13 protein-coding genes are annotated in these 14,300 nt (G+C 70.9%); 6 read left to right on the top strand and 7 right to left on the bottom strand.

The window, feature by feature from the left end:
* Positions 1 to 688 precede the first annotated feature (688 nt).
* Positions 689 to 1,057: a hypothetical protein gene (locus tag ACFZBX_RS36410; protein ID WP_391538103.1), complete on the top strand. Its 369-nt coding sequence runs from the start codon at positions 689 to 691 to the stop codon at positions 1,055 to 1,057.
* 493 nt (positions 1,058 to 1,550) lie between these two features.
* Here ACFZBX_RS36410 and ACFZBX_RS36405 read toward each other — a convergent pair whose 3' ends face one another.
* Positions 1,551 to 2,009 (bottom strand): hypothetical protein, encoded by a 459-nt coding sequence (locus ACFZBX_RS36405; RefSeq protein ID WP_391538102.1) that lies wholly within the window; start codon positions 2,007 to 2,009, stop codon positions 1,551 to 1,553.
* A 99-nt stretch (positions 2,010 to 2,108) separates the two neighbouring features.
* Positions 2,109 to 3,791 carry a hypothetical protein gene (locus ACFZBX_RS36400; RefSeq protein WP_391538101.1) on the bottom strand — a complete coding sequence of 561 codons (1,683 nt, stop codon included), beginning with the start codon at positions 3,789 to 3,791 and terminating at the stop codon, positions 2,109 to 2,111.
* Between the two features lie 569 nt (positions 3,792 to 4,360).
* Between ACFZBX_RS36400 and ACFZBX_RS36395 the strand changes: the two genes are divergently transcribed.
* Positions 4,361 to 4,852 (top strand): hypothetical protein, encoded by a 492-nt coding sequence (locus ACFZBX_RS36395; RefSeq protein WP_391538100.1) that lies wholly within the window; start codon positions 4,361 to 4,363, stop codon positions 4,850 to 4,852.
* Positions 4,853 to 4,859: 7 nt separating this feature from the next.
* On the opposite strand, the gene ACFZBX_RS36390 is transcribed toward ACFZBX_RS36395, so the two are convergent.
* A complete protein-coding gene (locus ACFZBX_RS36390) occupies positions 4,860 to 5,906 on the bottom strand; it encodes a hypothetical protein (protein WP_391538099.1) in 1,047 nt (348 codons plus the stop codon).
* 314 nt (positions 5,907 to 6,220) lie between these two features.
* Between ACFZBX_RS36390 and ACFZBX_RS36385 the strand changes: the two genes are divergently transcribed.
* The 3 genes from ACFZBX_RS36385 (at position 6,221) to ACFZBX_RS36375 (ending at position 7,557) form a co-directional block, all read left to right on the top strand.
* The gene (locus ACFZBX_RS36385) at positions 6,221 to 6,460 is read left to right on the top strand and encodes a hypothetical protein (RefSeq protein ID WP_391538098.1); all 240 of its coding nucleotides are present in this window, start codon (positions 6,221 to 6,223) and stop codon (positions 6,458 to 6,460) included.
* A gap of 240 nt (positions 6,461 to 6,700) precedes the next feature.
* On the top strand, positions 6,701 to 6,904 hold the full coding sequence (locus ACFZBX_RS36380) for a hypothetical protein (RefSeq protein WP_391538097.1): 204 nt from the start codon (positions 6,701 to 6,703) through the stop codon (positions 6,902 to 6,904).
* Between the two features lie 224 nt (positions 6,905 to 7,128).
* Complete coding sequence (locus ACFZBX_RS36375; RefSeq protein WP_391538096.1) at positions 7,129 to 7,557, top strand: hypothetical protein; 429 nt, start codon at positions 7,129 to 7,131, stop codon at positions 7,555 to 7,557.
* Here ACFZBX_RS36375 and ACFZBX_RS36370 read toward each other — a convergent pair.
* Positions 7,539 to 8,114 carry a hypothetical protein gene (locus tag ACFZBX_RS36370; protein ID WP_391538095.1) on the bottom strand — a complete coding sequence of 192 codons (576 nt, stop codon included), beginning with the start codon at positions 8,112 to 8,114 and terminating at the stop codon, positions 7,539 to 7,541. The two genes, ACFZBX_RS36375 and ACFZBX_RS36370, sit on opposite strands and share 19 nt — an antisense overlap.
* A 322-nt stretch (positions 8,115 to 8,436) precedes the next feature.
* Between ACFZBX_RS36370 and ACFZBX_RS36365 the strand changes: the two genes are divergently transcribed.
* Positions 8,437 to 9,618 (top strand): pentapeptide repeat-containing protein, encoded by a 1,182-nt coding sequence (locus ACFZBX_RS36365; RefSeq protein ID WP_391538094.1) that lies wholly within the window; start codon positions 8,437 to 8,439, stop codon positions 9,616 to 9,618.
* A 691-nt stretch (positions 9,619 to 10,309) separates the two neighbouring features.
* On the opposite strand, the gene ACFZBX_RS36360 is transcribed toward ACFZBX_RS36365, so the two are convergent.
* The 3 genes from ACFZBX_RS36360 to ACFZBX_RS36350 are packed head-to-tail and all read right to left on the bottom strand — an operon-like array spanning position 10,310 to position 14,114.
* The gene (locus tag ACFZBX_RS36360; protein WP_391538093.1) at positions 10,310 to 11,329 is read right to left on the bottom strand and encodes a TniB family NTP-binding protein; all 1,020 of its coding nucleotides are present in this window, start codon (positions 11,327 to 11,329) and stop codon (positions 10,310 to 10,312) included.
* Positions 11,326 to 13,401, bottom strand: a complete 2,076-nt coding sequence (locus ACFZBX_RS36355) for a Mu transposase C-terminal domain-containing protein (protein ID WP_391538092.1) — start codon at positions 13,399 to 13,401, stop codon at positions 11,326 to 11,328. The genes ACFZBX_RS36360 and ACFZBX_RS36355 overlap by 4 nt, the downstream gene beginning before the upstream one ends.
* The gene (locus tag ACFZBX_RS36350) at positions 13,398 to 14,114 is read right to left on the bottom strand and encodes a TnsA-like heteromeric transposase endonuclease subunit (protein WP_391538091.1); all 717 of its coding nucleotides are present in this window, start codon (positions 14,112 to 14,114) and stop codon (positions 13,398 to 13,400) included. Before ACFZBX_RS36350 ends, ACFZBX_RS36355 begins: the two co-directional genes overlap by 4 nt.
* Between the last annotated feature and the right edge of the window lie 186 nt (positions 14,115 to 14,300).

Genomic DNA, 14,300 nt, shown 5'->3' with positions numbered 1-14,300 from the left:
GACCCGCTCCGCGTGTCCGCACCCGGGCTTCGCCCGGGTGGGCCCGGCGCTTCGCGCCTTGGCCGGCCTCACTCCGCTTCGCTCCATGAGGCCCGGGCGCTGAGGCGAGATCATGGGTTTGAACTGGTCTTTTGGCTGACCTCACGACAGGCTGGCCGGGGGAGGGGTGGTGCCGGGGGGAATGTGCGGGTCGGCTTCACTCCCTTCAGATCGACCTAGTCCAATCCTTGATCCCCTTTGACGAGAGGGGTGCGCCGCCCTGGAAGAGTGAGCAGCGATCCTCGATGTATCAGACTTTAACTGTCAGATGATCCCGCCGGAACTGAGTCGTCGACTCCGCGTTTCGAATATTCCCCTAAATAGCTGATCGACTCTAAATCATTCTGCCGAATAGTTGCTTCTATCGTCCTTGTATCGCTTCTCGGGCCAGTCCGACGACTGTATCAGTAGGCCACTGTCGGAGTTTCCTGCGCAATCCCTGTTGTGGTCTCGTTAGCCACGTGATAATTGAGGCTCGCTGGGCGTTCGGGGTATGTGGGGAGCACGAGACTCATTCATCCAGCCAATCCAGGAGCTTCTCCCTCGGGTTCTCCGGAGGGCATAGTGAATCGCAATCTGCAGTGCTAGCTTGCATATCGGACGGTCTGCCCAGATCGGCCCCGCGCTTTTCTCAATAGGGGAGGCAGAAGTGATCGCAGTCAAGATGAAGAAGATCGTATCGGTGGCCAGCACCGTGGCGGCCCTAGTCCTCGGATCCGTTGGGACGGCGGCAGCGTCCTCGACGGAGGCTGCTACGGCGGGTACCACGTACTACGGCACGTACCAGCAGAGCGACGGCTGCGTCTACATCAGGACCACGAGCGGGAACTACTACATCCTCGTCGGATACACGGAGGGTGGAAATGGTGGCCTCTATAAGGTGGGAGGCGGCTTCATCGCCTACCCGGGCTGGCGGATTCAGGTGAACAACGGTGTGACCAAGCCGCAGACTGGCACCACCGTCTGCACCACCTGGGGAGGCGCAACCATGACGTCCACCTCGATCTACTCCTACTAATAGCTGGACCGCGCTCGGGGCGGGGCGGCCAGAATCGGCCGCCCCGCCGTGCCTCCGAACCGCGCGGCCGGCATCAGCCGGACGCGGAGGAGAGGGCACAGCGCAGCGACCCACCCGATCGACCGGCGCCCACCCCCACCCACGACACCACTCATCACCAGGACAGGGCGCAGGAAGGTATGTCGGGCCGGTGAGAATGGCCGGGCGGCTCTCTGACCAGCGCTGATGGCTCTGCGGGGCCGAACTTGCCGGAGGCTGTACGCGTAGCTGATCGCTTACCTGAACGGGCAGCTGAGCGCGTGGCTGTACGCGCAGCCAAACGGCGGGGCCGGCCGCTGGGTGCGGGGGCGGGGTGCAACGCGGGCTCTGTGGCCTGTCCCGAAGGGTGTTTGTGCAGGTCAGGGGTGCAACGCGGGCGCCGTGTTGCACCTCGCGTTGCACTCCGCGTTGCACCCGCGTTGCAGTGGGCGGCGGGCTGCGGCTGGCGGGCGGGTCAGCCGTCCAGGTAGCGGCGGAGGGCTGCTCGCCGGGCTTCGGCTTCGAGCTGGCCCTGGAGGGTGGCCGCGGCGCGGCGGCGGGCGGCCAGGGCGTCGAAGCGGGCGTCTCGGGCCTCGCGGGCGATGATCCGGTCGACGCAGAACGTCTCCCGGGCCCACAGGTCCACCAGGGCGCGGGTGTGCGGGTCGGCGGCCCAGCGGGTGCCTCCGGCGTGGCGGCGCAGCGTGCGGGGGTGGAGGCCGGTGTGGTGGGCGAGGGTGCGGATGGCGCGGCGGGTGGGTCGGTGGGGTGGCCAGCGGCGGAGGTCGAGGGGTTGGTCGGTGTGGTGTTTCAGGAGGGCGAGGATGTGGTCCTGGATTGTGCTGTGTTGGGTGAGGGGGCAGGCTCCGGGGTTGCGTGTCGTGTATTTGGTGTGGAGTGGGCAGGTTTCCTGTCGGGTCTCTTTTCTGGCCATTCCCAAAGTCTGTGGGCGATGGCCTGTGGAAAGCCGCTCCACGCGGAGTGTCGGCGCTTTTTTCGTTTATGGAATGCGCAGCATGTTGTAGCGGTGTTTTCAGTACCTTTCTGGCATTGAGCGGCCGTGGGGGATCTGGGTCATGTTGTGGGGAATTTCTCCGTTGCTTCGGTCGTATTTCGACCAGCGCTTTGCGTGGAGGAGGCGGACCGTCCACCAGGGGTCGTCGCTGGGTGGGCCGTGCTTCTCGGCGCGGCGCAGGGCTCGGGTGGTGGGCAGGTCCAGGACGATGGGCCGGCGCTTGTCGGTGCGGCGCTGGCGGTCGCAGGAGGGGCATTCCAGGCGGTCGGGGTCGGCGTTCTCGTTCAGCTCGTTCTCGGCGTCGTGGGCGCCGCCGAGCGGGCCCTTGCAGGTGTGGCACGGGTGCAGGGCGTCGTTGTGGGCACGGGCGGCGAGCAGCGCCTTGCGTAGCTTCGCCGTCTCGGCATCCTGCTTGGCCTTGGCGGCCTGCTCCTGTTCGGCGTGTTCCTGGTCTTCGCGTTCCTGTCGGCGCTGGGCGATGAGGTCCCAGTTGGGTTCGTCGTTGAGGGCGTCGGTGAGGGAGTGCCGGCCGGGTTGGCCGAAGCGCCACCAGATGGGCCCTTGCCAGCCGTGCTCGCGCAGGCGCTCGACGGTGGTGCCGAGCACGGGGATCTTGCCGTCGAAGGTGGCGTAGGCGACGCCCTCCTGCTCGTGTGCCTGGCCCTGCCAGTGCTCCCAGGTGGCGTTGCGCAGGTCTTCGAGGCGCTGTTCCAGGGCCTCGGGGCTGTAGCGGGGGCGGCTGCCCCGGGTGCCCTGGTCCAGGACGAACAGGACCGGCGGGCGGACGGCGCGGCGGTGCCGGTAGCCGTAGGCGGGTTCGGGGACGTTGTAGCGGACCTCGACCTCCAGGCGCTCCTGGCCGCCGTCGTGGACGGTGCGGTCGAAGTAGCGCTTGTAGTTGTCGAGCTTGCCGGCGACCTTGCGGATGTCGGTCATGGTGCCCCGGTCGAGTTCCAGGAAGGCCACCGGGATGCCGAGCTCGGGCAGGCGGACGATGGCGTCGGGGATGACGTTGAACTTGCCGGTGATGGTGTGGGGCGTCTCGGTGGCCCAGGCCTCGATGCCGCCGGGCAGCGGGCCGGTGGGCAGGGCGCGGCGCGGGGGTGCCTGGCGCTTGTCGGTGCGGGGCGGGGCGCCGTGGGTGGTGGTGCCGGTGACGGCGGTGATGATGAGCTCGTTGACGAGCATGGCGTGCGGGGCGCCGGTGAGGCCGGCTCCGCGGGCGTGGCCGCCCATGTCGCGGTCGTCGCCGAGGGCTTCGGCGGCGGCGGCCAGGCCGAGCGGGGTGAGGCCGACGATCTTCTCCGCTCCGGGCCCGCCCGGCTTCGGCTTGGCACCCGCTCCCTCGGCGGCCGGGGCGGCCGTGGGCGCCGTCTTGGGGGCGGGGCGGCGGCCCGGCGGCGAGGTGGTGCCGCGGACATCGACCAGCTTGTGCTTCTCCAGGTCCCGGACCGCTTCGGCCACGTGCTCGACGCGGTGGTGGTCGCGGTACTCGTCGGCGGCGATCAGAGCGTGCAGCTGCTTGTAGGTGGCGACCTTCAGCACGCCCAGCGCCGCGAGGACGTCGGCGCGCAGCGGGGCCGTGCTGCCGTTGGGGTTGCGGGCGGAGCGGCGGAAGTGCACCCGGCCCGGCCGGGCCGGCTGTTCGCCGCCGTGCCGCTCGCCCTGGCCGCCGTGGCCGCCGTCCTGGTCGTGGTCCATGCCCTGCCCCCGCGCTGTCGGTCGTTCGTGGTGGTGATCTTCTCTGCTGTACCGCACACCACCGACACCGGGGCCGCCCCGCCCGCCTGCTCGCCCGCCGCCTGCCCCACCGCGCGCCGACCACCGGGAGGCGCCCGGCCACCCGGCCGGGAAAAGGGGGAGGGCCACAGCGGCGATGGAGCGGGTAGGGCAGCACTGGACCTGGCGGTGAACCCGAGCCCGCCCTACCCAACTGCACCACCAACCACCAACAGCTCAAAGAAGGGAAGGGAGAGGGTTATCGGCAATCCTGAGCGGCCCGAATCCTGGGGCTGAGCTGGGGAAATGTCGAAAGGTCGGCGGATGCTTCCCCCCGGGGCACCACCCGGGGACGGCCCCGGGGAGACACCCGGGGAACTCCAGCGGGCTCTTTCGCCTCGCTGGCCCGTACGCGCGCGCCGTGACGGCGGCTCAGGCTCTGATCGGACCCTACCCCGGGCCGGCCTTCGGCACGCCGGATCGGCCGGCCTCGCCCCGCCGGGTCGGCGGCCCGGGGTGACGAATCGAGTGGCGGCGGCGTTGGAGCGGGGGTGAGCAGCACTTCCTCGCCCCGCCCGCGGCGCGGCGGCGCCGGTTTGGGGCCGGGTGTCGGCGGCCGGGCCTTCGCCGTCGTGGGCCGGGCGCCGCGGTCCCCGCTTCCCTGGTCGCAGGAGTCGGTCGACGAGGGGCTGCAGAGCGTGCTGGCCGACCATCAGCGGCTGGTGGCCGCGCGGTGGGAGGCGGCGTTCGAGGACCTGGACGAGGACGTCCTCGGCGAGGTGGCCCAGGAGGCCCGACAGGACGGGCAGGACCCGGCCGGGGCCGTCGACGGCTTCGTGCGGAGTCTGGTCCGGCAGCTGGGGGACTGGAAGCAGGCCGACACCGCGCTGGCGAAGGCGCTGGACGAAGCAGCGCTCGGGCGGCCATTGCCGGTGTGGGCGGCCGACGCCCTGGCCGCCGAGCAGGGCCGGCTGTGGGGCGCGCGGCAGGCCCTGCTCGAAGCCGTTGCCCGGCACCACCACGGCGGCCCCGCACCCTGGTGAGGCCGGGTCAGCGGGCCGAGGCCGCCCCGGTCTGGTGGGCGCGCAGGATGGCGTCGAGCGCCAGGTCCGCGGTGGGGAGGGTCCTGGGGCGGGACAGGGTGTCGATGAGGAGCCGGCCGCCTTGTTGGTAGAGGCAGGCGATCCAGCCGGCCTGTCCCCACGGCCCGTCCGGCAGGGGCGCGGTCCAACCGATCGGCGTGCTGTCGAGGCGCAGCTGGAGGACGCCCTGCGCCTCGGGGACGAGCCAGGAACCGAGCTCCCAGCCGGGGCCGAAGGTCACCTCCAGGTCGTCGAGGAGGTCGGGGAAGTCGAAGCGGATCTCCGGGTCGGTGCAGGCCTCCCGCCGGGCCTGATCGGCCACGGCGGCCGCCGACCGCTGGACCGGCACCGGGCCGGTGTCCGGCTCAGGCTCGGGGGCGGGGGTGGGGGTTTCGCCTCGCGGGGCGTTTGTCTCCTCCGGGACGGCGTCGTCCGGGTCCTCGTCGTGGTCCCAGCGGTCGATCCGCTCGCGCGAGCGGGCCATGAGGCGCTCGTGCTCGTCCAGGTGCGGCCAGCGGGCCTTGTCCCGGAGTCCCTGCGCGGCCATGTAGGCGCGGGTGCCGTAGCCCGGCAGGACCTTGGCCAGTTCCGCGAACGCGGCGGCCGGATCGCCGGTGGCGGTCTCTTCCAAGAAGCGCGTCAGCCGACGGCGCATCGCCTCCGCGATGCCGAGGAGGTGTCGGCCGTCCTCGCCCCAGCGGGCCAGGACGTCGTCGGCCCCGACGGCGGCCGCCGGTGCTGCACTGGGCGGTGCAGCGGCGGGGTCGGCGGCTGCACCGGTCGGTGCAGCGGTCGGGTCGGGTGCAGCGGCGCCTGCTGCTTGTGCTGCTTCGTCGCGGGCCTTGGCCTTGGCGCGGTCGACCTTGCTACGGCAGGACCGCGAGCAGTAGGTCCGCGGCCGCCCAGTGGGGCCCTTGAGCGCCGGGTTCGAGCAGCCCTTCCGAGCGCACAGCCGGGCCGGTTCCGCGCTGGTGGCCGGTTGGTCGGTGGCGGCGGTCGGCGGGGCGCTGTCCATGCCCGGGATCGTAACCGCCGGGCCCGACGGCCCGGCCGCATTACGCCTCGCTGCCCGGGGGCGGGGCGAAACCTCGCCCACGGGTAGCAGGGCTGCTGCACTGGTTGTCCTGCTGCTGCACCGGCGTGCTGCGGTGCAGCAGCAGCGCTGCGTGGACGGCTGTGACCTGCGCTGGTGAGGTCGGCGGGGCGAAACTCACCGGCTGCTCCGGGGCAAAACTCACCGGGCGGCGGAGGACTCACCGGCGGGTGCGGGTGGTCCTGGCGGCCGTTCTGCGGGTGCGGGACCGACGGTGTGGGCCGGAGAGTGGGGTGGTGGGCATCGTGGTGGTGGTCGAGCAGCCGGAGGACCCGGAGCGCCTGGCGGTGCACGCGACCGGCTCCGACCCGGACGTGCCCGGCGACCCGGCGGCGGTCACCGTCTGCGGGCTCGGCACCGCGGGCATGGCCGTCGACCCGTGGCGGCCGGCGACGCCAGGGCAGCGCTGGTTCCCGCCCGACCTCGCCCGCTACGTCTGCCCGCGCTACGACCGGGCCGTGCGATCGGTGTCATGAGAGCAGGTCAACGGGGGTGGCTTATAGATTCTTGCCCGCTTCGGAGGCGCCCGCCGGCGATGGCCCGTGGGTGTGCGTCCCGGGTCCGACGGGCGCCCCGGGGCAGCGTAGCCGCAGCCGGCTCACCGGCGGCCAGCAGGTGCCATGGCACGCGACGGCGAGTTCACCGGTGACGGGGCGTTCGGAGTCGATCACGGACGGGTAGAGCTCGCCTGTCCAACGACCCGGAGGGGAGAAGCGGTGAGCGAGTCGGAGAACATCAAGTCGCTGATCATCAGCACGGTCCAGGAGCTGTGGGAGGACAAGGATGCGCTGGAGAAGTTCCTCGGCGTGGTGCGGCGCAGCCCCGGCTTCAGCGGGATGGCCGACGAGTTCGGGAGGATGACCGTCCGGCCGGCGAACGCCACGTTCTACGGCGTCACGAGCAAGGAGTTCCAGGCGTAGCGGGCCCCGGTCCGCGCGGGTGGCCCGTTCCTGCGGCTTGGGAGCGGGCCACCGCTGTGACCTGGGGTGGGGAGTTCGGCGGGGCGAAACTCACCGGTCGCCGAGCGGAAACTCACCGGCCCGCCGTGACCGTGGTGGCGCTGGCGAGTTCACCGGTCATGACGAACATGACCGTCCGGGTGGACGAGGTGGACCTCGGGGCCTAGGACCAGGAGCAGCGGCACGTGGTGAACGGGCTGCTCGCCGAGGCGGGCGAGGCAGGCCGGCGGGCTGCCGGGTGGGTGCGCGAGCTCGCCGCACGGCAGACCCAGGAGGCGCACCGTACGGTGCTGGGGCGGGCGGCCGACGCGGTCGAGCAGGCCTGCGGGCGGGAGATCGTGCCGGGCGGGGAGGGGCAGCTGGACGAGGAACTGGCCTACGACCTCGGCGCCGGCGTCGTCACCGGCAGCCCGCTCGCCGACGGGCTGCCCGAGCTGACGGCCGGTGAGCGGGTCGCGCTGGCGGCGGTGTGCGCGCTGGCCGCGGCGATGCCCGGAGCGGTGCTCGGCGAGCTGGAACGCGAGCTGCCCGCCCTCGCCGCCACGATGGACGCCGCCATCGAGGCCGGCCGCACCGCCGCACCCAGCCCGGCGGCTCAGCGCCCGGCGCCCTGAAGGACGCCGGCCTCGGCGGTGGCCGGACCGGTTCGGTCGGGTTGCGGGCAGACGCGGGCCTCCAGCCGCTCCAGCTGCTGCACGCTGTCCCGGCACTCGGCGGCGTCGTCGCCGAGGCCTCGCGCGTCCAGCTCCCGGCCGATCGCGAGGACGCCGTCGCGCAGGCGCAGCAGCGCGCCGCTCGTGCGGGCCGGCTCGCGGGCCGGGGCGGGGTTCTTCTTGGTGGCCGGGAAGGTCTTGGTGTCGAGGTGGTCCACCGCGTCCTGGACGCTCTCCCAGGCGTCCAGGAGGAGGGTCTCCTGGGTGCTGAGCATGGGGAGCAGGGTCACGGGGGTGCCGTCGGCGCTGTGGCTGACCGCGCCGTCGATGCCGAGGGCGGTACTCCCGTGGACGGTGAAGAGCGCCTGGACGGCGGACAGCAGCATGTCGGCGGCGTCGCGCAGGGCAGTGCGCGCCTTCCGGGCCCGGCGCCCCTGCGGGGTGTCGTCTTTCTCGGCGGCCAGCAGGGCCAGCGCCTCGTCGCCGAGCTGGTCATGGGCCGCCAGCAGCCCGGTCACGGCATCGGCGAGGTGGCTCTCGTGGGCGGGGTGCTGGTGACCTTTGACAGGTGACCTTGACCGATTGACAGGTGAGTTTGACTGCCCGTTTAGAGCCTGGCTCTGACCCCTGCCGCGCCAGGTCAGGGCCGCTGGGGAAGGGAACTGACCGCGCTCGGGCCGCCTATTCGTGCGTATGCGACTGGCTCTGATGTACCTCAAACCCCAATCTGCCTGATACGCAGCGGGGCAGAGTAGAAGCAAGAGTGCGCGTGTACATGGGGGTGACATGGAGAGTTCTGCGCAGCGTCGCGTACGCCCGATCCCGTGGTGGTGGGCTCTGTTGGCTGGTGCCCTGGTCTCGATTGCCATCGCCGTAACGATGTGGGTGATGCTGGCGCAGACCGACTCGTTGCAGGGAGCGGAGCGGGCGACAGCTCGAATCGACGCCATCAAGACGGCCCTGACGGTTGGGGCCGGCACTGGAGGCGCGGCAGCACTGCTGTTGGCTTTGCGCCGTCAGTGGCTCAGCGAGCACACCCACATCCGGCAAGAGTCCGCAGACCATGCCGCCGAGTTCGATGCGTCCGAACGCCGCATCACCGAGCTGTACACCGCAGCGACCGGGCAACTGGGCAGCGACAGCGCTCCCGTTCGCTTGGCAGGCTTGTACGCACTTGAACGTCTTGCCCAGGACCACCCCGCCCACCGACAGACCATCGTCGAGGTGTACTGCTCCTACTTGCGGATGCCCTTCTCTCCTACGCCTCCGCCCGACCTGCCAGAATCGGAGCTAGCTGGTCTGTCCGCCGCGGAGCGCGCTGCTGCTTCTGGTGCTTATCAGGCAGCCAATGCTGCGTGGGAACAGGAACGCGTCGTTCGGGTCACCACGCAACGTATCCTCACCCAACATCTGTTTACTGGAGTGGGTCATGGGCCTGACCCCGCCTGGCCGTTGGATCCCTCTCCGGAGGAGCCCAAGTTCTGGCCTGGTGTCGACCTCGATCTGACCGGAGCGGTGCTGCTGGACTTCGAGTTCGTCGGCCGCCGAGTCGAGAGTGCGACTTTCGAGCGCTGCCGGTTCGTCGGTGGCGCGAACTTCGCGTACTCCGAGTTCATCAAGCATGCGACCTTCCGTGATGCACGGTTCGAAGCGGGCAGCGGCCACTTTATGTCGGCGTGGTTTGGGCTGCGAACCATGTTTCTGGGTACGGATTTCGGTAACGAGAAAGCCGTCTTCGACGGTGCGACGTTCACTGGTATGACCTTATTTGAAGGGGCAGTGATGGGTGGGGGCGCGTCGTTCGAGGCCGCTAGGGCACTCACCGACTTCAACCGAAACTGGGGCACCATCCGGGAGCTGCCCGAAGGCTGGGTTGAGCGTCCTTTGGCTGCGGATGAAGTCATGCCTCTACTGGATCATAGGTTCAGCCGGTGGCCAGCGACCAACCTGCCACCTGGCTCGGAAGCATGGACGCTGATTGTGCCTGAGAGTGAGGGAATTGCAGGCTCAAGCTCGCACTGATTGGCTACGCGACGGTGTGCAGCATGGGTACCTTCGCCGCTGGATTCCCGGCCAGTTGACCTTTGACAGGCACCTTGACCGATTGACAAGCGAGTTTGATCGCCCGTCCAGAGGTTTTCATCCCCGAATGCGTCGTCTTCGACTGCGTTGGGGTTCTCGTAGAGGGCGAGTTCGGCGTCGCGGAGGCGGCTGCTGAGCGAGAGGCACCGCTTCGAGCAGGTGTTGCGCGTGCTGTTCGCCGTTCGGACGACCTGGGTGCCACAGCCGAGACAGGAGAGGATCTCCCGCCGGTCAGGCAGGAGGCCCCTGCTTGACGGCGCGGTCGCCAGTAGGTCGGCCCGACGTCGGCAGCGGGTCGAGCACCACCAGGGCGGCGGTCCTGGGGGCAGCCTGGCGGGTGATGGAGGGCGTCCGCAGTAGTCGCAGAGCAGTTGCTCGGACGGCGGTGGAGGGGTTCGTTCGAGCACTTCTTGGAGGTCGGAGAGGCTGCGGCCGGTAGCGGCGATGAGGCGGGGCCAGCTGAAGGTGCTGCGGGGGCCGGGCGGATCGCAGAGGTAGGACCGCAGGACGGTGGGCTTGAGGTGGTTGGCCTCGGCGAGGCGGGCGATGAAGGATTCGACGCCCTCGCAGGGATGGGGGAAGACCTGGACCGGCAGTTGGGTGACCGAGCGGATCCGTGTGACCGGGTCGTTCACCGGCTGGTTCTCCGCCTCTTCCGGTCCTGGGCGGTCGCGGCGACGTCGAGCGGGATGGAGTCGAGACCGGAGCGGTCGAGCCCCTCGGTGCCCATGAGGATGGCGTCGATCGCGGCGCCGCGGATCAGGTGGGAGAGAGCGCCGATCATGCCGCCGGTGCGTTCGTGCAGGTAGTGGTCGAGGGCGACGAGGGTGCCGGGCTTGTGCTTGTGCAGCAGCAGGGTGTCCTCCATCGTCTTGACCAGGCCCTTCCACTCGTCGTTGTAGGGGAAGGGGTGGGTGGGGATGAGGGTGAAGCGGCCGGCGATCTGCGCGCCGCGGGTGCCCTGGAGGATCGAGCTGTGCTCGATGTCGATGCCGGCGTAGATGAACGTCGCCGGGATGCGCTCCGAGAAGTACTTGAGGGTGTCGGAGACCTCGGCGCCCTGGCGGGTGGTCAGGGAGATGTTGTGAACCTCGTCGACGATCACCATGCCGGTGCGGACCGTGGTGCAGACGCCGACGACGGACTCGATGATGTCGGCGGTGTTCAGCCGGCTGTGGACCGGCAGGCCGAGGAAGCGGGCGAACTCGGCGGCGATCATGCGGGCGGTCGCCGCAGGCGGGACGGTGGCGTAGATGACCGGAATCCGGCGGGAGGCGCCGGGGTGGACGGAGCGGTCGTTGAGCTCGTGGGCCAGGCCGAGCTGGGTGACGGCGATGGTCTTGCCGGTCCCGGCAGGGCCGGAGACGATCAGGCCCCGGCGGGCACTGATCGCGTGCCGGTTCAGCATCACCAGGCGGCGCCCGGCGGTGACGGTGTGCCGGACCGTGGAGGTGGCCACCACCATCAGCCGGGCGTGGTGGTCGATGCGGAGGTCGTCCAGCTTCTGGCGGGTCTCCTTCGGCAGCTTGGCATACGCCTTCGGCGAGGGGGACGGGATGTAGGGCGCCTTCGGCTGGCCGGCCACGAACCGGCGCCAGCCGTCCTTGGTCGTCAGCTGTTGCCCGGTCTCGTCGGCGTCCGGCGTCGTCATCGGCGTCTCCAGGGGTCTTCGAGCGGGTCGAACAGGCCGAGCGGGATCACGTCCGCGCGCCTCTGCTCGGCCCGTGCCGTCTCCGGCTCGACCGCGGGTTCCTCTGCGGGTTCGGCGGTCTGCTCGGGGATCGGGGCTGCCGGTCCGACGGCCTTGGTCCGGGCGGCGACGCGGAGGTCGCGCTTGGACGGCTTGGGCCCGGACTCGCTGGCCGGGCCGGCGTGCGCGCGGGTCAGCAGGGCCGCGACCGCGTCGGCGATCTCCGCCTCGGTGGCTTCGGGCAGCTGGTGGCTGACGTGGTCCCAGGCCATGTCGCCGAAGGGGACCGGTGCGCGGTGCAGGTGCTTCCAGGTTGCCTGGATCCAGGAGCCGTGCTCGCTACGGTGGTCGCGCACCCAGATCCGGGAGACGTCGTAGGGGTCGTGGTGGATCTCCCAGAGCCCCCGCTTGGAGGCGATCCCGGAGTCCTGCCGGCGAAGTGGGCCCAGGTCCGCGCTGTCGTAGGTCCGGTTCTTAATCCTGATGCCGTAGTCGTTGACCACCCGCCACTCCGCGGGCAGGAGCTCGACGTAGTCGTCGCCGCTCAGCGCGACCGGGACGTAGCCGCAGGATTCGACCAGTGCCGCGTACTTCTCGTTCGGGGTGAACTTCCGCCCCGGGTGGGCGGGGTCGCGCAGGCCGTCGTGCGGCCGGTTCTGCCACTTGGCGACGATCCACTCGTCCAGGAGTTCCTGGAGCTCCAGCAGCGACCAGAGCCGTTCGCGCTCCGGGTGCCGTGCGCGGTGGTCGGTGCTGCGGCCCAGGTGGCCGGGCAGGAACTGGACGAACAGGCTGGCGATCGAGGCCAGCATCTTCTCGATGTGGCCCTTCTCGAAGCCAGAGCCCTTGTGCGCGGGCTGGAAGTCGATCTCCAGGAATCGGCAGGACGACTTGAAGTTCCGGGAGATGAAGACGTTCTCGTTGTCGCAGACGATCATCTCCGGGACGATCACCGGCCGCGCGGCCGCGTGCTCCAGGCGCTCGTCCAGGCTCAGCAGCCGGCGGTGCGGCAGCACCGAGCGCGACATCCGCAGGGCCTCCGCCCAGCCCGGGCGCATCAGCTCCGGGGTGACGGTGCGGGCCAGCAGCACGCTCGCGTCGACCGACTTCGTGGTCGGCCGCAGCACCGCGGCGGTCAGCGTCCGCGTCGCGACGTCGATCATCGCGGTCAGCTCGACCCGGCCCGGGACGCCGTCGTCCAGCAGGACCAGCACGTCCACCGGTGTCGAGTCGATCTGCATCACCTCGCCCGGCGCGAAGGCCGGCAGCTCGCCGAACGGGGCCTTCGCGCCGTGGGCCTTGGAGCGCCGGTTCACCGCGGTGCCGAAGGTGTGGGTGCCCTTCGTCAGCTTGGCCAGCAGCCGGTAGAGCGTGCGCTCGGACGGCAGCACGACATCGTCGGCCTCCGCGTCCTGGCGCAGGATCTCCCCGGTCCGCCAGATCAGGTAGGCGCCGTTGCGGGTGGAGGCGTCCACCGCCTCGCCGATCGCCGCCCGCATCGCCGCGACCACCCGCCCGTCCACCGCGCCGAACCCCGGCGGCTTCGGTGCCAGTCGCTGGTCGACCAGCCCGAGCACCCCGTCGGCCTTGTACTTGCGCCGCAAGTTGCCGACCGTACTGGCGGACACCTCGTGGCCGGCCGCCGTCAGCTCAGCCGCCTTGGCCCGCTGACGGGACGTCACCGAGCTTCCCGGGCCGAACCCCTCCCGCGGCGGCGCATCCGGATCGGCCTCCGGTCGGCGGCCGTGCAGGACCTCGAGGATGTGCCCCTCCCACCACAGCGCCCGCTCGACCGCCCCAGGCGGGAAGGTCTCCAGCAGGGACTGGGCCGGCAGCGGCATCCGGACCGGAACGTCGATCACGGCGAAGTCCGCCCCGCCGGTCAGCTCCGCCACCGACACGCTCCGCGGCCCGCCGCCGGCGTCCGTCAGCAGCACCGCCCCCGCGCTCACCCCGACCACCGCCCGGACCTCGCCCGCGAAGCGCACCCAGGCGCCGACCGCGATCCCGGCCGGCCGCTGCAGAGAACTCACCGCGCACTTCCCCTCGCTCGAACCAGGCTGGCGGACGACAGCAGCTCGCCCTCCAAGTCGGCGACCAGGCGGCCCGACCACAGCAGGTGGAACAGCACCGGCAGCACCAACAGCGGATCGCCCGCCTCCGCCGCCCCGGCCCGCAGCGGCCCCGGCCCGTCGAACACCTCCAGCAGCCGCTCGGCGACCTCCCGGCGCAGGCAACGGCGCCGGCGGTAGCGCGAGAGCCAGCGCATGTTCTCCATCAGCACCGGATCCGGCTCGCCGACGCGGACGAACTCCCAGCCCGCCGCGGCGCAGGCCCGCTCCGTCGCCTCGAACGCCTCGGCCGCGACCTGGTCGATCCGATCGCCGGCCCGGACATCCACGACCCGGCCCCGTCCGTCGGCCAGCCGCACGAAGTAGTCCGGCGCGTGCCGACGAAGACGTCGGCCGTCGTGCCAGTGCAGCCAGAACGGCTGCGAGGCTATCCCGACCACCGCCGGCTCGCGGTCCAGCAGGATCAGCCGGTCGCGCTCCAGCCACGACTCGTAGCCCACGTGGACGCCGACCGTCGCCGAGAAGTACAAGCCCGCGAAGCCCTGGTTCCCCTTGGCCCAGCTGAACTTCCGCACCGGCTCCGCCGCCTCGAACGACCGGTTCCACCCCTGCCCCAGAGCAAGCCGACGACGCTCACCCGCCTCGACGAAGCCCAGCTCGAACTCCGACAGCACGGCACCGCCGTACGCCCGCGCAGCAACCCCCACCGCTTCCCCCACCCCGGTCAAGATCAGGTGGCAGGAACCTACTGGTGGTCAAGATCGCTTGGTCGGGTGGCCCCGGGGAATCTCACCCCGGGGCTCCCACAGATCCCGGCGTGAACCTCTCGGTTCACCGGGCTCTTGTCGTCCTGGTCACCT

Origin of the sequence: Kitasatospora sp. NPDC008115 (genome assembly GCF_042957205.1) — a bacterium.
GTDB lineage: Bacteria > Actinomycetota > Actinomycetes > Streptomycetales > Streptomycetaceae > Kitasatospora.
This window is presented reverse-complemented; position numbering and strand designations above follow the sequence as displayed.

Coding starts and splice junctions, on each gene's coding strand:
- ACFZBX_RS36405 (WP_391538102.1), bottom strand. CDS start 2,009: ATGGCCAGAAAAGAGACCCGACAGGAAACCTGCCCACTCCACACCAAA.
- ACFZBX_RS36400 (WP_391538101.1), bottom strand. CDS start 3,791: ATGGACCACGACCAGGACGGCGGCCACGGCGGCCAGGGCGAGCGGCAC.
- ACFZBX_RS36390 (WP_391538099.1), bottom strand. CDS start 5,906: ATGGACAGCGCCCCGCCGACCGCCGCCACCGACCAACCGGCCACCAGC.
- ACFZBX_RS36360 (WP_391538093.1), bottom strand. CDS start 11,329: ATGACGACGCCGGACGCCGACGAGACCGGGCAACAGCTGACGACCAAG.